The organism is Paenibacillus sp. 7523-1, from assembly GCF_002276415.1.
In the GTDB taxonomy this organism is placed as follows: domain Bacteria; phylum Bacillota; class Bacilli; order Paenibacillales; family Paenibacillaceae; genus Paenibacillus; species Paenibacillus illinoisensis_A.
Window position 1 is genome coordinate 40,012 of sequence record NZ_NPBR01000002.1, and the last position, 23,783, is coordinate 63,794.

At 47.8% G+C, this 23,783-nt stretch carries 19 protein-coding genes; all 19 read left to right on the top strand.

Features of this window, described 5'->3' with window-relative positions:
* Positions 1–131: 131 nt before the first annotated feature.
* The 19 genes from CHH60_RS00300 (at position 132) to CHH60_RS00390 (ending at position 23,679) form a co-directional block, all read left to right on the top strand.
* A complete protein-coding gene (locus CHH60_RS00300) occupies positions 132–1,646 on the top strand; it encodes a carboxypeptidase M32 (protein ID WP_095357350.1) in 1,515 nt (504 codons plus the stop codon).
* A 150-nt stretch (positions 1,647–1,796) separates the two neighbouring features.
* A complete protein-coding gene (locus CHH60_RS00305) occupies positions 1,797–2,801 on the top strand; it encodes an ABC transporter substrate-binding protein (protein WP_095357351.1) in 1,005 nt (334 codons plus the stop codon).
* Between the two features lie 28 nt (positions 2,802–2,829).
* Positions 2,830–3,624, top strand: a complete 795-nt coding sequence (locus tag CHH60_RS00310) for an ABC transporter ATP-binding protein (protein WP_095357352.1) — start codon at positions 2,830–2,832, stop codon at positions 3,622–3,624.
* A gap of 41 nt (positions 3,625–3,665) precedes the next feature.
* Positions 3,666–4,457: an ABC transporter permease gene (locus CHH60_RS00315; protein WP_110823414.1), complete on the top strand. Its 792-nt coding sequence runs from the start codon at positions 3,666–3,668 to the stop codon at positions 4,455–4,457.
* Positions 4,458–4,926: 469 nt separating this feature from the next.
* A complete protein-coding gene (locus tag CHH60_RS00320) occupies positions 4,927–5,904 on the top strand; it encodes an aromatic acid exporter family protein (protein ID WP_095357353.1) in 978 nt (325 codons plus the stop codon).
* Positions 5,905–5,979: 75 nt separating this feature from the next.
* Positions 5,980–6,540: an outer spore coat protein CotE gene (locus CHH60_RS00325; RefSeq protein WP_095357354.1), complete on the top strand. Its 561-nt coding sequence runs from the start codon at positions 5,980–5,982 to the stop codon at positions 6,538–6,540.
* Positions 6,541–6,649: 109 nt separating this feature from the next.
* Entirely contained in the window at positions 6,650–7,900 is a 1,251-nt protein-coding gene (locus CHH60_RS00330) for a putative amidoligase domain-containing protein (RefSeq protein ID WP_369680166.1), read from the top strand.
* 206 nt (positions 7,901–8,106) lie between these two features.
* A complete protein-coding gene (gene mutS / locus CHH60_RS00335) occupies positions 8,107–10,902 on the top strand; it encodes a DNA mismatch repair protein MutS (RefSeq protein ID WP_095357355.1) in 2,796 nt (931 codons plus the stop codon).
* A gap of 20 nt (positions 10,903–10,922) precedes the next feature.
* A complete protein-coding gene (mutL, locus tag CHH60_RS00340) occupies positions 10,923–13,010 on the top strand; it encodes a DNA mismatch repair endonuclease MutL (RefSeq protein WP_095357356.1) in 2,088 nt (695 codons plus the stop codon).
* A 17-nt stretch (positions 13,011–13,027) separates the two neighbouring features.
* Positions 13,028–13,813, top strand: coding sequence for a class I SAM-dependent methyltransferase (locus tag CHH60_RS00345; protein ID WP_095357357.1), 786 nt, complete (start codon positions 13,028–13,030; stop codon positions 13,811–13,813).
* Positions 13,797–14,744: a tRNA (adenosine(37)-N6)-dimethylallyltransferase MiaA gene (miaA, locus tag CHH60_RS00350; protein ID WP_095357581.1), complete on the top strand. Its 948-nt coding sequence runs from the start codon at positions 13,797–13,799 to the stop codon at positions 14,742–14,744. Before CHH60_RS00345 ends, miaA begins: the two co-directional genes overlap by 17 nt.
* A 215-nt stretch (positions 14,745–14,959) precedes the next feature.
* Complete coding sequence (locus CHH60_RS00355) at positions 14,960–15,187, top strand: hypothetical protein (protein WP_095357358.1); 228 nt, start codon at positions 14,960–14,962, stop codon at positions 15,185–15,187.
* A gap of 228 nt (positions 15,188–15,415) precedes the next feature.
* Positions 15,416–15,658, top strand: a complete 243-nt coding sequence (gene hfq, locus CHH60_RS00360) for an RNA chaperone Hfq (RefSeq protein WP_017687918.1) — start codon at positions 15,416–15,418, stop codon at positions 15,656–15,658.
* Positions 15,659–15,828: 170 nt separating this feature from the next.
* Entirely contained in the window at positions 15,829–18,516 is a 2,688-nt protein-coding gene (locus CHH60_RS00365) for a penicillin-binding protein 1A (protein ID WP_095357359.1), read from the top strand.
* Between the two features lie 284 nt (positions 18,517–18,800).
* Complete coding sequence (locus CHH60_RS00370) at positions 18,801–19,364, top strand: DUF402 domain-containing protein (protein ID WP_095357360.1); 564 nt, start codon at positions 18,801–18,803, stop codon at positions 19,362–19,364.
* Positions 19,365–19,472: 108 nt separating this feature from the next.
* Complete coding sequence (locus CHH60_RS00375; protein WP_095357361.1) at positions 19,473–20,444, top strand: AAA family ATPase; 972 nt, start codon at positions 19,473–19,475, stop codon at positions 20,442–20,444.
* 117 nt (positions 20,445–20,561) lie between these two features.
* Positions 20,562–21,845 (top strand): GTPase HflX, encoded by a 1,284-nt coding sequence (gene hflX / locus CHH60_RS00380; RefSeq protein ID WP_095286434.1) that lies wholly within the window; start codon positions 20,562–20,564, stop codon positions 21,843–21,845.
* An 84-nt stretch (positions 21,846–21,929) separates the two neighbouring features.
* Entirely contained in the window at positions 21,930–23,183 is a 1,254-nt protein-coding gene (locus CHH60_RS00385) for a methionine gamma-lyase family protein (protein ID WP_095357362.1), read from the top strand.
* A gap of 82 nt (positions 23,184–23,265) precedes the next feature.
* The gene (locus CHH60_RS00390; RefSeq protein ID WP_095286436.1) at positions 23,266–23,679 is read left to right on the top strand and encodes a MerR family transcriptional regulator; all 414 of its coding nucleotides are present in this window, start codon (positions 23,266–23,268) and stop codon (positions 23,677–23,679) included.
* The last annotated feature ends 104 nt before the right edge of the window (positions 23,680–23,783 follow it).

The following is a 23,783-nucleotide window of genomic DNA, read 5'->3' on the forward strand; positions in this document are numbered from 1 at the left end:
GTCAGCAAACGGCACGATATCTTATAAATAAGAATCATGCCATTTACCTCTGTTAAAAGTTGATTATACGCATTGCAAAAAGTATCATCAATAGGGAGTCTAAACTTTTTTTGTAGAGGTGAACGATAACAATGGAAGAACAAACCCTGAAACATCTGGAATCATTCCTTAATTTGGCCAGCAAAATCAAAAGTTATCACGAAGCCATTGGTTTGCTTCATTGGGATCTGCGCACTGGTGCGCCGAAGAAAGGCGTTCCGACTCGTTCGGAAACCATCGGCATGTTATCTACCGAAGCGTTCAAGCTTCAAACTTCGGATGAGATGAAAACCTATTTGGACACGCTGACAAAACCAGAGGTGTTGAATCAACTGGATGATATAAATCGCCGTCTGGTATTGGAATGCAAAAAGGAATACGATCGGAGCCAATCCGTCCCGCCTGAGAAGGTTCAAGCGTATACGGTGCTCACGGCCAAATCGGAAACCGCATGGGAAGATGCCAAGCATAATAGCGATTTTGAAGGCTTTTCCCCGTATTTGACAGAGATCGTGAAACTCAAACAGGAGTTCATCGACTACTGGGGTGTGAAAGACACACGCTATGATACGCTGCTTGATATGTACGAGCCGGATCTGACCGTAGAGAAAGTAGATGCGGTATTTGCCCGGTTGAAAGCACGTTTGGTGCCGCTGCAGGAAAAGATCAATGCTTCCGAAAACAAGCCGAATACGGAGTTCTTAAACCAGCTGTTTGATACGGATCAACAGGAAAAATTCAGTTTGTTCATTTTGGGACAGATGGGTTATGACTTTGATGCCGGAAGACTGGATGAGAGTGTTCATCCATTCGCGACAGGACTTAACCCGGGGGATGTGCGAATCACGACGAATTACTTGCAGGATGATGTGACGAGCGCGGTATTCAGTTCTTTGCACGAAGGCGGACACGCTCTATATGAGCAAAATATTGACGAAAGTCTGGCAGGTACCCTTTTGGCTGAAGGAACGTCGATGGGTATTCATGAATCCCAGTCCCGTCTCTGGGAAAATATGATTGGTCGCAGCCGTCCGTTCTGGACTCGCTATTATCAAGACTTGCAGCAGCATTTTCCGCAATTGAGCGAAGTGGCTCTGGAAGATTTCTACCGTGCAATCAACCGCGTCGAAAGTTCCCTGATTCGAATTGAAGCAGACGAGCTGACGTATAATCTGCATATTATCATCCGTTATGAGATTGAGAAAATGCTGTTCAATGAGGGACTGGAAGTCAAGGATTTGCCGGAAACCTGGAACGCGAAGTACAAAGAATATCTCGGGATTGTTCCTCCAAACGATGGTGTAGGTGTGCTTCAGGATGTTCACTGGTCCGGTGGTGATTTTGGTTATTTCGCATCGTATTCACTTGGCAATATGTATGCCGCTCAGATTCTACATACGCTGCGCCAGGAACTGCCGGAGTTTGACGCTTATATTGCTGAAGGCAATCTGATACCGATCAAGGAATGGTTAACGGACAAGATTTATCGTTACGGCAAGAGCCGTACGCCTTCCGAATTGATTCTCGCTGTGACAGGTGAGGAGCTGAACCCGGATTATCTGGCCGATTATCTGGAAGCAAAATATACCGAGATTTATAAACTGTAGTTTTTAATCTCATAACACGAAGCTGGTACTAGAGAGAGCCGGGCATATGCCCGGCTCTTTTTTTGGTGTGCAAGTTCTTAACCTTTTGATGGGCAGCGGCATATTCATAGTAGAGAGAAACTGCTGAAACCAGCGAAGGAGGGAAACAGCATGAAATACACGCCCTGGTTCATCCGTGCCATCGTTATATTGCTGATTATCATTGTGGCGCTCACGAGCTGCAACCAAGAGAAAAACGAAGCGAAAATTACGATTGGCGAGGTGACGCGTTCGGTATTTTACGCACCGGAGTATGTAGCCGTAGCCCAAGGTTTTTTTGAAGAAGAGGGACTGGAGGTCGAGATCCAGACAACGGCGGGTGGCGACAAAACGATGGCTGCCTTGCTCGCGGGCTCCGTGGATATTGCCCTGGTCGGAGCAGAGACATCTATCTACGTCTATCAGCAGGGAGCGGAAGATCCGGTCATTAACTTTGCTCAGCTAACCCAAACAGACGGAACATTTTTGTTTGCACGGAGTGCAGAAGGCAGCTTTGATTGGGATCAGCTGAAACAAAGTACATTTCTCGGGCAACGCAAAGGCGGGATGCCGCAGATGGCTGGAGAATTCACGTTGAACAAACATGGCATTGATCCGCAGAATGATCTGGAATTGATCCAAAATGTCGATTTTGCCAACATTGCTTCTGCATTTGCGTCGGGTACAGGAGATTATGTACAGCTGTTTGAACCACAGGCGTCCATCTTTGAACAGGAAGGCCGAGGGAAGGTCGTTGCATCGTTTGGAACGGAGAGTGGACATTTGCCCTATACGGTGTTCATGACGAAACAAAGCTACATCAACGACAACAAGGAAATTGTCCAGAAATTTACGAACGGGCTGCACAAAGCACAGGTCTGGGTAGATTCTCATTCGGCTGAAGAGATTGCCGACGTCATCCTCCCTTACTTTAAAGACATCGATCAAACCATTCTCGTAAGTAGTATTAATCGCTATAAGGAACAGGGGACATATGCAACAGATCCGATTATTGACGATGAAGAATGGAACAATCTGCTGGACGTCATGAGTGCAGCTGGAGAACTCGAACAACGAGTGGATTCCAAAGCGATTGTCGATAACACCTATGCGGAACAAGCAGCATCTGTGAAGTAACAGGCTTTCAGGAAAGGAAGTGATCGCCATGCCTGAATCCGATACGGTGATTAGACTGGAAGGAATTTCGCAAGTGTATGTCAATGAGCGTGAAGCCTCATTGGTCATCGAAGACCTGAGCCTTCAGGTTAAACAAGGAGAATTTGTCAGTCTCGTTGGTCCTAGCGGGTGTGGCAAAACGACATTGTTGTCCATCATCGCCGGGCTGCTCACGCCGACAGCGGGAGAAGTGAAGGTTAAAGGGAAACTGGTTGAAGGTCCATCTGCCCAGATTGGCTACATGCTGCAGCAGGATTATCTGTTTCCATGGCGTACCATTTTGGACAATGCACTGATCGGACTTGAATTGACGGGCAGGCTGGATGAACGGAGTCGTAAACGAACAAGCGAGCTGCTTGCAGAGATGGGCCTTGCTGGAACAGAGAATTTATATCCTTCCGAACTATCTGGTGGCATGAGGCAGCGTGTCGCGCTCGTGCGGACGCTAGCAACCGATCCATCCTTGCTACTTCTGGATGAGCCGTTCTCTGCGCTGGACTATCAGACCAAGCTGCAGCTGGAGGATCTGGTGTCAGATACGCTCAAGGAAACAGGAAAAACCTCGGTGCTGGTCACACATGACCTGTCCGAAGCGATTGCAGTGAGTGACCGCGTTATTGTGCTGGATCGCAATCCTGGACGAATTCGGAAAGAGTTTATCATTCCTGAAGCCATTCGGAAATCCCAGCCATTCTTCGCAAGGGAGCAGGAAGGTTTTAATGAGCTTTTTCAGGCGTTATGGAGCGAACTGGAACAGTCCGGAGGAGGTGAGAAGAACGGGTGAATCAGACGAGAGAGAAGCAGGAAATGCGCCGTGAAGAATGGATGCAGAAGCTGCACCAGGGCCACATGAAGCAGGTTGCTGAGTGGCGCCGCAAGGTACTTGCGGTTCAGCTGTCCCTGCTGGTCTGCATGTTTTTGTTATGGGAGCTGGCGGGCAGGCTGCGCTGGATTGATGTCCTGCTGTTCAGCTATCCGAGCAAAGTTTTTGCCCAGATCGGCAAGGACATCGCCAGTGGTGAACTTTGGATCCATGTCGCAGTCACCGTTGGGGAGACGGCAGTTGGCTTTTTGCTGGGGACGCTTGTCGGAACGCTGCTTGCGGTCCTGATCTGGTGGTCTCCTTTTTTGTCCAAAGTGCTTGATCCCTATATGGTTGTATTCAACAGCATGCCAAAGGTTGCACTCGGCCCCATCTTCATCGTCATGTTCGGAGCAGGCTTTACGGCTATTGTCATGACTACGTTGTCCATTACGGTGATCATTACGACCCTGGTGGTGTACAACAGTTTCAACGAAGTGGACAGCAATTATATCAAGGTCATTCGTACGTTCGGTGGCGACCGGTCGGAGATCTTTACCAAAGTTGTCCTGCCGGCTTCGTTTCCCGCGATTGTCTCCACATTGAAAGTCAATGTGGGCATGGCCTGGGTCGGTGTAATTGTGGGTGAGTTTCTGGTGGCCAAACAGGGGCTCGGGTATTTAATTATCTACGGATTTCAGGTCTTCAATTTTACCCTGGTATTATCGAGCCTGCTTATTATCGCAGCCGTAGCTACAGCGATGTATCAGCTTGTGGTGTATGTGGAGCGAAAACTGCTGGCAGGACGCAGGTAGTGCCACGAAAAAAGTTAAAAGATATTGCTAGATCGTGTTATGTATACAATTTCACAAGGGGTGTCACGTTGCCCGCTAACCCAAAATCAAGTACCATACTAATACGAATATTCCGTGCAGTCCTTCATGTATGCGGAGATTGGAGATTAGCCTTATATGGCTTCCACCCGCATGAAATCAAAATTGCCAGCGTCCCACATCCGGGACGCGATGTTGTGACCGGCATGCATGGGCATGTCGGTTGATGCCGTTTATTGATTCTGATGTGACTGCATATGTCTATGCATCCCTTTAAAAGTTTCTTTTTTTTAAAACTGGAAATGGTTTGCCTCAGGGTGTGTAATACTACGTATTGCAGAACCAGGCTAACGCAGATTTGTTAGAGGTATGAAGCAGGACATGCATTCATCCGGATGGGACGAAGAGCTGGCTTGGACATATAAGCAGCTTAGAGGAGAGGTAATGAGAAATGGGTTTTAGAGTAATTAAAACCGCAATTGCTGCACTGATGGCTGTGCTGATTGCGGACTGGTGCGGCTTGCCCGGGCCAACATCGGCAGGTTTGCTAGCCATTCTGGGTGTCGACGTTACGAGAAAAAGAAGCATTCGCACGATCTCGGCGCGATTCTTTGCTTCTGTGGTAGGTCTTTTGTTCGCAAGTGTACTTTTTCACTTTCTAGGCTTCCATTATTGGGTTCTAGCCGTGTACATACTGATTGCGTTTCCGGTAATTGTTCGGGCCGGATTCAAGGAAGGCATTGTGACGGGGTCTGTCGTGGTCTTTCGTGTCTTCAGTGGCGGGGAGATGGACGTTCAAGTCATTTTGGTGCAAATCGGGTTGCTGCTGATTGGTCTGGGATCTGCGATGGTCGTTAATCTGGCATATATGCCAGCAGCGGACCCGCAAATGCTTCAGATTCGCAAAAGGATTGACGAACTATTCTCCGTGATCTTCAAGGAGTTTGCTGCGACTCTTCGTAATCCGAATGAGGTCTGGGCAGGGAAGGAAATGATCGAAGCGGACAAGGCTGTTCTTGGAGGCATTGAAGCAGCCAAGCGTTCACTGGAGAATCAGGTCATTCATCCGAACGAAGAATGGAGCGTATACTTTTACATGCGAAAAACGCAGCTGGACTCCATTCAGCATATGATGCATCTGGTATCCCAAATTTATCAGAAGATGCCACACGCTGAAATGGTGTCGGAGCTGTTTGACCAGCTCAGTCAGGATGTGCTCACGGAGTCTTACACTGGACGAACTGAAAAACTTCTCGCAAATGTGCAGGAAGAATTCAGGCGAATGGAGCTGCCAGATACAAGGGAAGAATTCGAGATTCGTTCTGCGATTCTCCAGCTGTGCCGGGAACTCGCGCTGTATCTGAAAATTGCGAAAAAGGACAAAGCGCCGTCGCCGATTACGGACCGGTCCCAATCTACAAACGAATAATAGAAAATAGTTGTCACCCTAGACGGATGCCCTGCATACACTTGTAGTGAATGATTGTATGGAGGAGGTTTAAAGATGTCATTGAGTCATAAACATCAATGTAGAGAGATCATCACGAAGGCGATCTGCGGCAAAGGTCGTAAGTTCTCTACCGTAACACATACCGTGACTCCGCCTAATGGTCCGACCAGTATTTTGGGGGCTTGGATTATCAACCACCAATATGAAGCCGTATCAGCGGGGGACGGAATTGAAGTTATTGGTACTTACGATATCAACATTTGGTATTCCTATGACAAAAATTCGCAGACAGATGTAGCCAAAGAAACGGTGTCGTATGTAGAACATGTGCCTTTGTCTTACGTGGATCCGAAACACCGGGCTTCCACAGTAGAGGTATCTGCGGATGCAACGCAGGAACCAAGCTGTGTGGAAGCCACTGTATCCGCAGGCGGAGGCAGCGTAATTATCCGGGTAGAACGGGAATTCGCTGTTGAACTGGTTGCCGAAACCAAAGTATGCGTGAAGGTATGCACAGATGGTTGCGGAGACTACGAAGACAAGGATTATGACTTTGGCAGCACGGATGAAGATTATGATGATCTTGATCCGGACCTGCTTGACGAGGAACTGTAATTTCTTCGTCTCTTGTATCCTTAGCTAAGGTATTATATGCGCCGCAAGCGGCAGTGAAGAGGGTGCAAGCCCTCTTTTTTCTTTTTGGGCGATGGAAAGGAGGGACCGAATGAATGTGATGGAAGAGGCAGAGCAAGCGGTTAGACGTTACGAACGCATGTCGGCGGGAGAACGGGCAGGACGATTGGAGCGAGCCGGCATTGAAGTGCTTGCTTCACGTGACAGGCAAAAAAGGGAGCCTGGCCTGAGAGTACGTTACGATGTAGAGATATGCTGCCTGTACGCACTTCGGATTAAACGGCGGGATACAAGCGGCATGGGCGGTGCACAGGATAGCGTACTGGACCGGGAAGCGGCTTCTACATTGTTCAAACGAATCGAGCGGCTTGCTGTTAAAACCTTATATACCCTTGGACTCGATCACGGCGCTGTACGGCTGGAAGCTTCGGGAAAAAAAGGGTGCACTGTTGTTTCGATTGACCCGCGTCCGTGGAAGGGCATGACAGATCTATCTGTCATGTACCGGGAAGGCTGGAAGCAGCTGCAGTCACAACTGGATGAGGAAAGTCAGAACAAAGTAACGCCTGTGCTTGGAATGGACCCGGAGTTTCTACTCGTGCAGATGCCGGAGTCCAAAATTATACCTGCCTCTAGGTTTCTCGGACGCACGGGAATGGTAGGCTGTGATTCCGTGACCATTGGGGGGAGGCGAATCTATCCGGTTGCTGAACTTCGTCCTGCCCCCAGTTCGGAACCGCGAGAGCTGCTAACTCATTTACTTAGAGCCTTCAACCTGGCATCCCGTAGCATAACCGACCACTCGCTTATTTGGCAGGCTGGGGGAATGCCGCAGCGAGGATTGCCGCTCGGGGGACATGTCCATTTCAGCGGAGTGACGCTTAACGGGGATCTGCTGCGTGTGCTTGACAATTATCTGGCCCTGCCGCTTGCGTTTCTGCAGGACCCGCGTGGTTCGGGCAGGCGTCCAAGGTACGGATCGCTGGGTGATTTTCGACTGAAGCACTATGGTGGATTCGAATATCGAACACTGCCCAGCTTCCTGATCTCTCCACTTGTTGCTAAAGGAGTGGTCGCTCTCGCAGGTCTTATTGCCGCCTCCTACACCAGTCTTCCTCTTCGTCCTTTGATGAATACAACAGTGCATGCTGCCTTTTACGAAGGAGACAGGGAACGAATGAAAGAGTACATTCCAGCGCTTCTGGACGATCTGGTCCGCTTGGAGGACTACGCAAGATTTGAAAAGTATGCTGCTCCGCTCATACGTCACCTGAGAGAAGGGAAAACGTGGGATGAGAGCCGGGACATTCGCAAAGTCTGGAATATTCGTGCAGGTTCATGAAGAGTAGATGTTTTTTTGTTATAATAGAAAGCAAGTCAATTTTGGATCTGATTACAGCTATGGAAGACATGCAGACACTGGTCATTGAAGGAAGCGGCAGATGGCCGAAACATGAGGCGGAGGCACGAAGATGTGCCTGACCGCCTTATTGTTCCTTCTAGGGCAGGGACTCTTCCTGACAACATAGGAACGGATGGAGGATATTCATGGCTCAGTATACGCCAATGATTCAACAATATTTGCAAGTGAAGGCGGAAGCGCAAGACGCTTTTCTTTTTTTTAGATTAGGTGATTTCTATGAGATGTTCTTCGATGATGCTGTCAATGCAGCACGTGAGCTCGAAATTACGCTGACTGCACGCGCAGGCGGTGGGGAAGAGAAAATTCCGATGTGCGGTGTGCCTTATCATTCGGCGGACAATTACATACAGCGTCTGATTGAAAAAGGATACAAGGTTGCCATCTGTGAGCAGATGGAAGATCCAACCGTAACAAAAGGCATGGTACGCCGGGAGATTGTACGTGTCATCACGCCTGGAACGGTGATGGAAGGCAAGACGCTTGGGGACAAATCCAACAATTATATGGTCTGCCTGACAGGAAACCAAAATACACTGGCGCTGGCAGCATGTGACCTGTCAACGGGTGAATTGTACGTGACGTCCGTGCCATATTCCAAGGAATGGCTGAAAGACGAGATCGGCATCTACGAACCTTCCGAATTAGTCGGTGATGCGATTCTTCTCGATACCGTCGCTGCACAGTCATCACCAATCGGGAGACCTGTTGTATACACGCCTTGGACCAAAAGCAAGGAAGATCTCGTTCGGCAACAATTCGGTGAAGCTGCATGGGCAAGACTGGAGCCTGAACGTCAGGTTTGTGTTGCGAGACTGTTCTCTTATTTGAGTGAAACGCAGAAACGTTCTCTGGGGCAATTGACACAAATCTCGACTTACGAGCCGGATCACTTCATGATTCTGGATCCATTCACCAGACGTAATCTGGAACTTGTGGAAACGGTTCGCGAGCGTTCCAAAAAAGGCTCGTTGCTCTGGCTGCTGGACAGAACGGAGACATCCATGGGTGCGCGGATGCTGCGGCGGTGGGTGGATAAACCCTTACTGCAAAAAGGGAAAATTAATGAGCGACTTGAAGCAGTGGACACGCTATACAATCAGTTTATTTTGCGTGAGGATTTGCGTGCTGAACTGAAGGACATTTACGATCTGGAACGACTGGTGGGGCGGATTGCCTTCGGAAATGCCAATGGGCGTGATCTGAATGCACTCAAACTATCGTTGGATAAAATACCTGGACTGCGCCAGTATTGTGCAGAGTCTTCTTCTACCACGCTTCAGAATATTGCGGAGATGATGGATGACTGTAGTGACTTAAGGGATGCCATCGGGCGTGCCATTGTGGACGAGCCTCCGGTTTCCGTAAGGGATGGAGGATTAATCCGGGAAGGTTACCATGAACGACTGGACGAACTAAGGGAAGCATCGGTGAATGGCAAACAGTGGATCGCTGAATTGGAAGCAAAAGAACGTGAAGCTACGGGCATCCGCTCCCTTAAAATTGGCTACAACAAGGTGTTTGGCTATTATATCGAAATTACCAAGTCCAATCTGGCCTCCTTGCCGGAAGGCCGTTATGAGCGAAAACAGACGTTGGCCAATGCAGAACGTTACATTACGCCGGAGCTTAAGGAAAAGGAAACATTGATTCTCGAAGCACAGGACAAGATGGTCGATATTGAATACGGATTGTTTGCTGAGCTGAGGGATCGGTTGAATCAGGAAATTGCAAGACTGCAAAAACTGGCTGAACAGGTTGCGGAGATCGATGTGTATCAATCCTTCGCAGTAATCAGTGCAGAGCGGAATTTTGTTAGACCAACACTGACAGATGGTTATGATTTTGTTGTGGAACAAGGACGTCATCCTGTGGTGGAGGCAGTAATGCGGGATGGTGCCTTTATTGCCAACCACACAGCAATGAAAAAGGAAGAAGCACGGATTCTTCTGATTACTGGTCCGAATATGGCCGGGAAAAGTACGTATATGCGACAAGTTGCCCTGATCTCAATCATGGCACAGATCGGTTGCTTTGTACCTGCAGGTCAGGCTGAGGTACCCATCATGGATCGCATCTTCACACGAATTGGGGCAGCAGACGATCTGATTGGCGGTCAAAGTACGTTTATGGTGGAGATGGCGGATATTCAGGTAATGACGGACAAAGCAACGCCGAGAAGCCTGATCATTATTGATGAATTGGGCCGGGGCACGTCAACAAGCGAGGGGATGGCCATTGCCCAATCCGTCATTGAGTATGTGCACGACATTATAGGCTGTAAAGCACTCGTATCAACGCATTTTCATGAACTGGCTCACCTGGAAGAAAGTCTGGATAAGCTGGCGAACTACTCCATGGCTGTACAAGAGAGCGGGGATAAAGTAAACTTCCTGCGCAAATTGATTCCGGGTGCAGCCAGCAGCAGTTATGGTATATACTGCGCACGACTTGCCGGTCTGCCGGATAGTATCATTGAACGAGCGAATGGTTTACTGCACGGCTTCGAACATGCGGCCGCACAGGTGGCGGTCGGCAGTGAGTTTGCCGGGAAGGAAAGCCGCATTTCGGGATCGGACTACAATAATACACTTGGAACGGAAAATGCCAAAAGTGTCACAGTAGTACGCGAGGAAGCTGTAGTTTCGGTACCTAATACGGTGACATACATGGAGAGAGAGCCGTCCAAGGAGCAAGGCAATAAGAACAAGGCTGGTTCCAAACAACAGGACGTTGTCCAACTGTCGATATTCGGTGATGATGAGCCCAGCGTGGGAAGCAAGCCCGATGCTGTGGTTGCAGTGGATAAACCAGCGCGAGATTTTATACGCAACATGAAAGACATTGATGTTATGAATATGACGCCTCTGCAGGCGATGCAAATATTGAACGAGCTTAAGTTAAAGGCACAGCAATTATCCTGATATGATGGGAGGGGAAACCTGTGGCGAAAATACATGTCCTTGACGAACATATTGCCAACCAGATTGCAGCAGGTGAAGTAGTTGAACGGCCTGCTTCGGTTGTAAAGGAATTACTGGAGAATTCTGTGGATGCTGGGGCTACCAAAATTGAAGTTTCCGTTGAAGAGGGCGGATTGCTCAGCATTCGTGTGAAAGACAACGGTTCAGGCATTGAGCCCGAGGATCTGGAAACAGCATTCTATCGTCATGCAACAAGCAAAATTACGCACGGCCGTGATCTCTTCCAGATCACAAGTCTTGGTTTTCGGGGAGAGGCTCTGCCGAGTATCGCGGCTGTCTCCAAGGTCGAAGTGCTAACGGCTAGCGGAGACGACGGCCGAGGACGCCGGATTGTGATTGAGGGTGGTAAACTGTGTACACATGAGGATGCTACTTCACCTCAAGGGACAGAGTTTGTTGTCAAAGAATTATTTTATAATACACCTGCCCGCCTGAAATATATGAAAACCATCCAAACCGAGTTGGGACATATCTCGGATGTGCTGTACCGGATGGCCATGTCTCATCCGCATATTTCCTTTACGCTGCGGCATAATGCCAATGTGCTGCTGCAGACGCTCGGAAACGGCGACCTGCTTCAGGTGGTGGCAGCAATCTACGGTACGAGTGCAGCCAAAGCCATGCTGCCTATCCAGGGCGAGAATCTGGATTATCGGGTAAGTGGATTAGTCAGTCTTCCGGAATGGACTCGGGCCAATCGGGGCGGCATGTCAACGATTGTGAACGGTCGATTTATTCGCAATTATGGTCTTAATCAGGCCATTCTTAAAGCGTATCACACGCTACTGCCGATCAATCGATTCCCGCTTGTTGTGGTGCAGCTTGAGATGCATCCTTCACTCGTAGATGTAAACGTGCATCCGGCAAAACTGGAAGTGCGGTTCAGCAAGGAAGCCGAGTTGTACGAATTTATTGAAACGACAGTACGGGGAATACTGCGGCAGGAAGTGCTTATACCTCAAGTGACCAAACAGCAGATCAGACGTGGGAACGACAGTTCATTTATACAGGAACAGTTTCTGTTTCCGCGAGGACCATACAAGGATGAGCCAGCGATAGAAAATGATGGTGCACAGATCAAAAAGAATAACACCGTTGTGCCAGGAAACACGGCCATGGAAGAGGACGATCTGGATGCCCCCGCTGATATTCAACCAGGACAGGCTGCGGAACTCTTTTCAGAGGTACCTCCCTTGTCGGACGCTCCACCGCCAGATCAGCTCAACCCGATAAATCCGTTTCAAGCACTTGTTGTTGATGAGCGGGTTCAGGCAGATGAACGCGAGGTGCCAACTCAGGACACAGCTCCGACATATCGACCAACCAACATGAATGCTCCAGTTAGAGAAAACCGGCTGTCCTATCAAGCTTCTAATCGTTCCAATATGGAGCGCAGCTGGAAGGGTTCAGGTTTACCTGATACTGCGAAGCTGGCGGCAGCGGTGAAGTCGAATGCAACGATGCCGGCGTTTCCTGAGCTCAGCCTGATTGGTCAGCATCACGGTACGTATCTGATTGCCCAGAATGAAGACGGCCTCTATCTGATTGATCAGCATGCCGCTCATGAACGTGTGAATTATGAGTATTATTATGAAAAGTTTGGCAATCCGGCTCAAGCTTCACAGGAGCTTTTGCTGCCGATCACGCTGGAATTTACACCCTCAGAGACGGAAAAACTCAAGTCCAGGCTGGCCTGGTTTGAACAGGCTGGGGTCTATCTGGAGCATTTCGGTGGACAGACGTTTCGTGTACGCTCCCATCCGTTCTGGTTTCCCAAAGGGGACGAGAAGGATATTATTGAGGAAATGTCTGAATGGGTGCTCAGCGAGCGCAGCATTGATGTGGGGAAAATGCGGGAAGCTGCTTCCATCATGTGCTCCTGCAAAGCCTCGATTAAAGCCAATCAGAAGCTGACAGAACAGGAAGCAGAGACGCTAATTCAGCGACTCGGTTCCTGCAGGCAGCCTTACACTTGTCCACACGGGAGACCGATCGTGGTTTCATTTTCAACCTATGATCTGGAGAAGTTGTTCAAACGGGTCATGTAGCTGTTTAGGAGGAAGTTATGTATATTACAACCGGTGATACAGAGGCGCCTTCGCTTGTGGAACGCGCGCGTAAGCTCGCGGAAAAGACGGGGGGTACCTATGTGCCGCGCAATAAAAAGTCTTTGCCCAAGCTGATTGAACGTTATGGCGTTAACGAAATCCTGGTCGTGCTTCAAGGCAAGGCACGCTTGTATCGTAAGAATGCACCGCAGCTTGAATTTCATCCAAGCATGGGATTTGTACGCGCGAAGCGTGTATTGCGGGGAGAGCCCGATCCTATGCTGGAAGCGGGAGCTGTACTTGAAGGAGATACCATCATTGATTGTACAGCCGGATTGGGAACGGATGCGCTGGTGTTCTCTGTAGCAGCAGGTAAACAGGGGCAGGTTATTGCTTGTGAAAGCTCGCTGCAGCTCTATACACTGTTGGTTGAAGGGATGTCCTATTACGAGAGTAATCAGCCTGAAGTCGATGAAGCCTTTCGCAGAATTGAGTTAAGACATGCCAATCATCTGGATCTTCTTCGTTCGATGCCGGATCGAAGCTGCGACACAGTCTATTTTGACCCCATGTTCCGCGAGCCGATGATGGATTCAAGTGCGATTCAGCCCTTGCGGGATTATGCAAACTCCCATGCACTGGATATTCAAAGTATCATGGAGGCCAAACGGGTAGCCCGCAAGCGGGTTGTGATGAAAGAAAAGCGCGGCAGCGCGGAGTTTACGAGGCTCGGATTCGAGGTGCTGGATCGCGCCAATGCAAAAACACTGTACGGAGTGATAAATGTTGAAAGCGGAAGCTAAACCTAAACTGCTTGTACTGGTTGGACCGACAGCAGTAGGCAAAACAAGGATGAGTATCGAGCTCGCACAAGCGTTTGATTGCGAAATTATTTCGGGAGATTCGATGCAGGTCTATCGTGAAATGGACATCGGGACGGCCAAGATTACCCGTGAAGAGATGAAGGGAGTGCCCCACCATCTTATTGATATCCATGAACCGGAATATCCATATTCGGTTGCAGAATTTCAGGAGAGCTGTACCCGGCTGATCAGTGAAATACAGGATCGTGGTAAACTGCCCTTTATTGTTGGCGGAACCGGTCTGTATGTAGAGTCGGTCTGTTACGGATTTCAATTCTCGGAAAGCGGGTCGGATGAGGCTTTTCGGGAGGAACAGTTCCGCTATGCCAAGTTACACGGTGCCCAGGCGCTGCATGACAAGCTGAGGGAAATAGATCCAATTAGTGCGGATCGGCTGCATGTGAACGACCAGCGGCGAATTGTTCGTGCTCTTGAGATTTACCACCTGACAGGGGAAAAGTTATCTGAACAACTGGCGTCGCAGAAGAAAGAATCCCCGTACGATCTGAGTATTATAGGGTTAACAATGGATCGTCAAAAGCTCTACGCCAGGGTTGAAGAACGTATTGACCTGATGATTGAGCAAGGTTTGGTAGAAGAAGTGAAGTCACTGTTGGAACGCGGTGTGGCCAGAGGACATATCTCTATGCAGGGACTGGGATACAAGGAAATTGCGGCGTATCTTCAAGGCGAAGTCAGCTGGGATGCTGCAGTGGAATGGCTGAAGAGGGATACCCGCCGCTTTGCCAAACGCCAGCTTTCCTGGTTCCGGCATATGAAGGACATTGAATGGGTGGATATGACAGATACCGAAGATTTCGGAGGGAACTATGAGCGGGTATGTGCATTAATTCACCAAAAGTTTAAATGATTGCGAGACGTGTGAATAGGTCCCCTATGGGACGTTTGAACCTCTATCTCTTGATTTCAAAAGAGTAGAGGTTTTTTATTTTGAGTGCAAAACATAGAAAATAAATGAATATAGTCAATAAAATGATTGTAAAAAAATAACAATATCATTAAGATGAAAACACATAACAACATGAGACATTGACGATGTGTTCATATGAGAAAGGAGGAATCTTAATGGACTCAAGTGTGAGTGGAGGAACGAGCTTATATCTATTTTTTTCTGGATTATTCGGAATTGCCGTTACCATTCTGGGTCTTATTGCCCTAATTTGGGTAATTATCGTTCTGTCCAATACCAATACATACCTGAAAATGCTGATTCATGATCGAAAAGAACGGCAGAAAATTCCGTTAACGAAAGCATTGGCGAACCCTTTGGTTGACCAGGAACGGCAGGAATAAAGCGCTCTAAAACGATGATTTTGTCCCTCTTTTGCATTTTAGACAAGCGGTGTATAATGGATAAGTCTTCTAACTGCACGTCAGATTGATTCCGAGATGCAAAATAGTAGACAAGGGGTTTTTGTGGATTATATGAAACTGTTCATGATATAATAGCACGAAAGCTACTCAGCGATATTGAATACTATCTTAAACACGAATTCAAATGAACCAATGGGGGTACGGCTAATGAACAAGTCCATCAACATCCAAGATACGTTCTTGAACCAACTGCGGAAAGAAAACATTCCTGCTACGGTCTATCTGACCAACGGCTTTCAAATCCGTGGAACGATCAAGGCATTTGACAATTTTACGATCGTCATTGACAGCGACGGACGCCAGCAAATGGTCTACAAGCACGCCATCTCCACGTTCACGCCGCAACGCAGCGTATCGCTGATGCAGCAGGATAACAGCGGCGAAGCTTAAAAAATTACGAAACCTTTTCTACAACCATTTCGTCTACAAGTATAGGAGTTGAAGCAGAGCAACCTTAACAAGGGTTGTTCTTTTCATTCCGGGCAAAAAAGGGTTATGATAAGCATTAGCCTATACAGGCAAATAGAAATTGAGCAACCGAAAGGGAGTCAGGAGGTAACATGCCAAACGATCCGTTGTCGAGGTCTAATAATCGCAACAACAATAACAAGTCACCCAAGAAAGCGAAGCCTAAGACCTCTAAAAAGAAAAAAATTACGGGTAAACGCGTTGGGTGGACACTGTTTTTCACTATGGCAATCGCCATCTTTTGTGCACTAGGCGGGTATCTGTTCATCATGGTCAGTGGTGAGCGGCTGCTTACAGCCAATATGGACAAAACAACAATTAATGAGACATCGAAAGTATATGATCGCAATGGCCAATTAATGGGTGAGCTGTCGATTCAGAAGCTGGAACCAGTGGATGAAGATGAGATTCCCGAATTGGTAAAGGAAGCTTTTGTGGCAACAGAGGACAGACGATTCTATGAGCATCAGGGTGTGGATATCTGGTCCATCGGACGTGCAGCTGTAAAAGACATCATGGCCCGTTCCATGGTTGAGGGGGGAAGTACGCTAACCCAGCAGCTTGCGAAAAACATGTTCCTGTCCCGTGACAAAACATTCTTCCGGAAAGCGACGGAAGTATCCATTGCGATGGCTTTGGAGCGCAAGTACACAAAAGACGAGATTCTGACAATGTATCTGAACCGAATCTTTTTCGGTCATCAGCGTTATGGTATTAAGGCTGCATCCGAATTTTATTTTGGCAAGGATAAGCTTGAAGACCTTGATCTGTGGGAAATTGCCACGCTTGCAGCGATGCCTAAAGGGCCATCCGCCTATAACCCGCTGAGCAATCCGAACGATTCCAAAGCACGCCGCGGTGTGGTGCTGCAGCTGATGTACGAACAAGGCTACATTACGAAGGCAGAAATGGATGAAGCGAAAGCGGTGGATTATGATTATACACCACCGGAAAAAGAGCAAAAGTATCAAGCCTTTATTGATTATGTTCTTCGTGAAGCAGAACGCGTAACAGGCAAAACAGAAGATGATCTGAACATCGGTGGATACAAGATTTATACAACCATGGATGCTCAGGCACAGACGGCCATGGAAAGTGCCTTCTCGGATGACAGTTTATTTGAAGAAAGCAAAGACGACCAGAAGGTTCAAGGATCCATGGTTATCATGAACCATGAAAATGGTAGTCTGGTTGCTCTCTTGGGTGGACGTGACTATCAAACGAAAGGGTACAGCCGGGTAACACAGAGCCGCAGACAACCGGGATCGGCATTCAAGCCCATCGTATCGTATGCCCCTGCACTGGAGTCTGGCGACTATAACGCCAATTCGCCGCTGAGCAATCAGAAGCAGTGCTTTGGCAATTATTGCCCGGGAAACTTGCACGGGTACTCTTCAACAATCAGTATGACAGAGGCCATCACGAAGTCGGAGAATATTCCTGCCGTGTGGCTGCTTGATAAAATAGGTGTAAATACTGGCGTGCAGTTTGCCAAGAGTGTAGGCATTCAGCTTACAGATGAGGATAAAAACCTCGCAATCGCTCTGGGTGGTCTGAGCAAAGGTACAAATACCCTTGAGATGGCACAAGCTTATAGTGCATTTGCCAACCTCGGTGAATATCAACAGGCTTACGCGATCAAGGAAATCAAAGACAGCTCGGATAAGTCCGTTTACAAACATGACAAGTCAGATACGACGCGCGTCATGAGTGAACAAAATGCATACGCATTGACACAGATGCTTCAAAACGTAGTTAATGATGGTACAGGACGTTCAGCAAGACTGGATCGTCCGGTAGCAGGTAAAACCGGTACGGTGCAGAGCGGCATCGCTGGCAACAGCGCAAACCGTGATGTATGGTTTGTTGGATATACACCTGAATGGACTGCTGCAGTCTGGATGGGATATGATAATCCGGACGCCACCCATATGCTCAAAAACAGCAGTAAGCTATCTGCTGCTTTCTTCGCCAAAGTCATGACCGATGCACTGAAGGGTGTACCTGTAAAGGACTTTGAAGCACCTAAAGGTGCACAGGCACCACCGCCGGAAGAAACGCAACCGGAGCAGCCGCAATTATCGGTTAGTGGGTTAAGCGGGGCATATGATCCGAATTCTCAGACGGTTTCGCTTAACTGGACAGGAACAGGAGATGCGAATACTCAATATCGTATCTATCGGAAAGAGACGTCCGAAGCGCAATTCACCCATCTGATTGATTCGGTGGGATCGACTAGTGCACAGGATCTAAGTGCACTTCCAGGCCTGACATATGAGTATTATGTTACTGCCTTTGATCTGGCCTCTGGGCTTGAAACGGATCCGTCCAATACGATCTCACTTATGATTGAGGCGCAGGAGATTGAACCAGTGGAACCAGAACCGGGTACAGAGCCAGGAACGGATCCTGGAACGGAACAGCCTGGTACCGAGAATCCGGATAATGGTTCACCGGATAATGGGAACTCGGGTGAAAACAACGGTAACAATGGGAATAATGGTAACAACGGAAATGGTAATGGAAACAATGGCAATAACGGTAATGGCAACGGTAATGGTAATGGTAATAATGGAGGACCGGGGCAAGGAAACGGCCAGTCTGGTGATGGAAATACATCCCCTGGAACGGGAACTACCGATCCTGGTGGGAACAATGATGGATCCGGCGATGGTACGGTTACGACTCCTGGTGAAGTTGTTCCGCCGGATGCCGGAACAGAAAGCAACACAGGTGAAAATGATGGTTCGGTTGAAACACAGACCGGAAACGACGGTTAACTTTAACTAAATATCATTTAACGCAGCTCTTAACCTGCTTCCCGTATGATCGGTGAAGCAGGTTTTTTTGTTTTAGACAGTGATATTTTAACTCACTCATATCAATTAATTGGTGAGGCAAAGCTTAATTTTGAGTGTATAACTTAAATATGGTAAGCTGTAGCTATCGTAATACGTTGTGCAAAACTGATTCGTAAGTCATGGAATCGGCTGTGCGGACGTTATTCAGTGTTCACCAATATGAGAACAGGTCAAGGGCCTGTAGTCGGCAAAGAGGGGTTCGTATGAAACGGAAATTCGGGGACCGCGCGAACTGGCGCCGGATTACGAACCGACAATTTACATGCCGGTTCGTACAATCCAAAGTTTTTACAGGTTACATTACGTTGTATACCATACAGGATTTGAAAGAACCCTTGTGGAAAACCTATGGGGGGAGTACGTTTTGCATCGCAGATAAAGGGTATTCATGGCTGCAGTATTATCCGAAGGGAGAGCATTTCGTGGTGACAGCCATGTTTGACGATCAGGAACGGATCGTTGAATGGTACATTGATACCTGTCGAAGCCAGGGCATCACGGACCAGGGGGTTCCCTGGTTTGATGATCTCTATCTCGATGTAGTCGTCCTGAAAGATGGAGAGGTATTTTTACTGGATGAAGATGAGCTTGAAGACGCCCTCTCGCGTAAGCATATTACAACCGGCGATTATGATCTGGCTAACCGAACGGCCAAGGAATTGCTGCATGCTATTGACGCTCATGTGTTTCCTTATTTTCAACTATCATTGAAGCATCGGAAGACCTTGTTTGAGAACGGGGAGTTTCGCAAAAACGTTCAAATCTGAATTTTGACAAGCAGAGAATTACTTCGCCATCCTTCTAATATTGGAGCATCTGATAGAATACATTAATAATCAGGAGAGATCAGCCCGATAAAATAGAGGTGATGGCGAATGAACGGACGGGTCATGGCTGCAGGAGGGCAACCGGGAGGCAGACCATCCAGACAAATTAATGTTGTATTGCGTAACCAAGAGCCTCAGATGTTGGCGAAGGAAGAGGAGACACCACTTCAGGCAGTAAAGGGATTAGCTAAGCACAGCCATTTTCAGGAGATTCAGGGTGAGCTCGAGCAGTTGGTTGGGCTGGAAACTATCAAGGATCTCGTATTTGAAATCTATGCATTTTTGCAAATCGCCCAGATGCGTTCTGAGGCAGGCCTGCTCAGTGGAGCACATGTGTATCATATGATTTTCAAAGGAAACCCAGGGACCGGAAAAACAACGGTTGCGCGGATTGTGGCAAAGCTGTTCCAAAAGATGGGCGTGCTCAGCAAAGGGCACCTTATTGAGGTGGAGCGGGCCGATCTGGTCGGAGAGTACATTGGACATACGGCGCAGAAAACGCGTGATCTGGTGAAGAAGGCACTTGGAGGCATCTTGTTTATCGACGAGGCATACAGTTTGGCTCGCGGTGGTGAGAAGGATTTTGGCAAGGAAGCTATTGATACACTTGTAAAATCCATGGAAGATCATAAAAATCAATTCATTTTGATTCTGGCAGGGTATTCTGAAGAAATTGATTTCTTTCTGCAGACCAATCCGGGATTACCATCCCGATTTCCTATCCAGGTTGAATTTCCGGATTACAGCATAGATCAGTTGATACAGATTTCAGAGATTATGGCGAAAGAGCGAGATTATATTTTAATGCCACAGACCATCCTGAAGTTGAAGCAGCATTTACTGCAGGAAAAAAATGAATCTCTGCATGCCTTCAGCAATGCTAGATACGTTCGAAATGCAATTGAGCGGTCCATACGTCATCAGGCGGTTCGATTGCTGGAACAATATACCCAAGGCAGTCCGGGGAAATTGGAACTGATGACGATTCGAACAGAGGATTTGAAGTTTGAGCGAAAGTAAGCGATAATGGCTTTTTGGAGCAGCCGGCCGGGTTAACCGGTTCGGCTTAAAGTACGCTATGAGGGAACAATAACCGTAATAGATGAAGCTGAGTTTGATAAGGAGGACACATTGAATATGACAGTTACCCATGATACAGATCAGGTTAAGAAAGACCGCGCCGTTTTAGTTAGTTTGATTACAGATGAAGTAAAGCGATCAGGCATTAATCCGGAGTACTCTTTGGAGGAATTGGTGAAGCTTGCAGAGACTGCAGGTGTTGAGGTGCTGAGTGTATTGTCCCAGAACCGTGAAACCCGGGATACGAAGTGGTTTATCGGAAAAGGTAAGGTGGAGGAGCTTCGTGCGATCGCAGAGGAATTGGGCGCGACCACAGCGATATTTGATCAAGAGCTGTCTGGAGCTCAGGTTCGTAACCTGGAAGAGGCACTGGATCTCAAAATTATCGACCGTACCCAGTTGATTCTGGATATTTTCGCTCAACGTGCAAATACAAGAGAAGGTATCATTCAGGTCGAATTGGCCCAACTTAGCTATCTGCTTCCACGATTATCGGGGCATGGCAAAAACCTTTCACGGCTTGGAGGGGGAATCGGGACACGTGGACCGGGGGAAAGCAAGCTGGAGACGGATCGCCGTCATATCCGGGGTCGCATTGATGATCTGAAACGGCATCTGGAAGAGGTTACACGCCACCGTAAACTTCATCGCGAGCGTCGCAAAAAGACAGGCATTGTACAGGTTGCACTCGTAGGGTATACGAATGCAGGCAAATCCACATTGCTTAAACAATTAACTGCCGCTGATGTATATATTCAGGATCAGCTGTTTGCAACGTTAGATCCAACTTCACGTACGATGGAGCTTCCGAGCGGGAAAGAAATTGTACTTACGGATACAGTAGGATTTATCCAAAACCTCCCGCATGATCTGATTGCCGCTTTCCGTGCAACATTGGAGGAAGTGAACGAAGCCGATCTGATTTTGCATGTTGTGGATGCATCCTCTGCAATGAGGGAAGATCAGATGAGAACCGTGCATGAAATTCTCCAGCAGCTCGGATCTGGCGATAAGCCTCAATTGGTGCTCTATAACAAAAAAGATGCATGTACACCTGAGCAGCTGGAAATGCTTCCTTTGGACAAAGACCATATGAAGGTAAGTGCACTGGAAGAAGCTGACCTGCTGAAAATTCGGGAGCGAATTCAGGAAGAGCTGACGGGTGATACGAAGCGGTTCCGTATTCCTGCAGAGCGGGGAGATCTTACATCTGTTCTTTATAAGGTTGGAGATGTTGTTGAAACCACTTTTGAAGAAAACGATGTGATCTATCAAGTTGAGCTGCAAAAAGGGGAATATGAAAAATTCGGTTATTTACTTGAAGATTTCATTGAATTGTAATATACATGACATATTGGTATGGTAAGTTGACACGATAATCGATATTATGCGTTAGATTAGTGCAATGAAGGGGAATGAAGTAAGATGGCAAGCTTGGATACAAAGATTGTGGAGCTGCAACAACAAGTTGAGGCCCAGATTGAACAACAGATGAAAATGATTGACGGTATTACGGATTACAACCAGTGGAAGGTCATTGATGCGTTTCAACGCAAACAAGTCAGTGATTATCATTTTGCCGGTTCAACGGGATATGCATACAACGATCGTGGCCGGGAAGTGCTGGATGAAGTATATGCGGACGTATTTGGCGCAGAGGCTGCGTTGGTTCGTCCCCATTTTGCCTCAGGTACACATACGATAGCTACCGCTCTCTTTGGCGTACTGCGCCCAGGTGACGAGTTGTTATACATCACAGGTAAACCCTATGATACATTGCACAAAGTCATTGGAAGTCCGGAAGATGGAACCGGATCGCTTCGGGACTTTGGTATTGGATACCGTGAAACCGCTTTGCTGGCAGATGGCAGTGTCGATTGGGACGCAGTTAAGGGGAATATTACTGCTTCAACCAAAGTCATTGGTATCCAACGTTCACGCGGCTATGACTGGCGTTCTTCCTTCTGTATTGATGAGATCGCAGATATGGTAAAACGGGTCAAGGCCATCAAAGAAGATGTGATCGTTTTCGTGGATAACTGTTATGGCGAATTTACGGAGAAACGCGAACCGACAGAGGTCGGGGTAGATCTGATGGCAGGTTCACTAATCAAAAACCCTGGCGGAGGCCTTGCTGAAACCGGGGGTTACATATGCGGGAAGGAAAAGTATGTTCAATTGGCAGCGTATCGTTTGACTGCACCTGGCATAGGTGGTGAGGTTGGTGCCATGTTGGGAACAACCCGGGGGATCTACCAGGGACTTTACATGGCGCCGACAATTGTGGGACAAGCCATCAAGGGCAGTACCTTTGCCGCTGCAATGTTTGCTGCTTCAGGATTTGTAACCAAACCTGCTTGGAATGAGACACGTACAGATTTGATCCAAGCTGTGCAGTTCTCCTCCGCGGAGCATCTGATCGCTTTTGTACAGGGAATTCAGCGGGCTGCTGCAGTGGATAGTCATGTCGTTCCAGAGCCATGGGACATGCCTGGTTATGAACATCCCGTCATTATGGCGGCAGGTACGTTTATACAGGGCGGAAGCCTGGAGTTGTCAGCGGATGCGCCTATTCGAGAGCCATATATCGGCTACATGCAGGGGGGGTTAACCTACTCTCATGTTAAATATGGCGTTTTGATGGCGCTCCAGACAATGAAAGATCGTAAATTATTGTGAGTTTATCTAACACGTCATTGACACTTAGTAATAACTAAATGTACAATAGGGTGAAGAATAGATGACTGGAAGGTTGATGAACATGGGTGACGAAATTCGCAGAAATATGGCCTTATTCCCGATAGGTATTGTTATGAAACTTACGGATCTGTCCGCTCGTCAGATTCGATATTATGAGCAGCACAGCTTGATTGTACCGGCAAGAACGTCAGGTAACCAACGGTTGTTTTCCTTTAATGACGTAGAACGATTGCTGGAGATCAAGGCTTTGATCGAAAAAGGTGTTAATATTGCCGGCATCAAGCAGGTTATGAATCCGGTATCCAAGGAATCCGAAGAAGCGACAGTTATCACTGCTGATACAGAAGTGAAGCGCAGAGAGCTGTCGGATACACAGCTGCACCGTTTATTGAAGCAACAGCTGGTTTCGGGTAAGAGACCTGGACAAGTATCTCTCATTCAGGGAGAGCTTTCTCGATTTTTTAATAAAAAGTAAGTTCGCATAACTTGGTGAGTGGGGGGAAATCATGCAGTTGTGATGGCAGACTCCTTGACCCGTGGAACTTTCTAATGTACAAATATAACATGCAAGCCAAATAA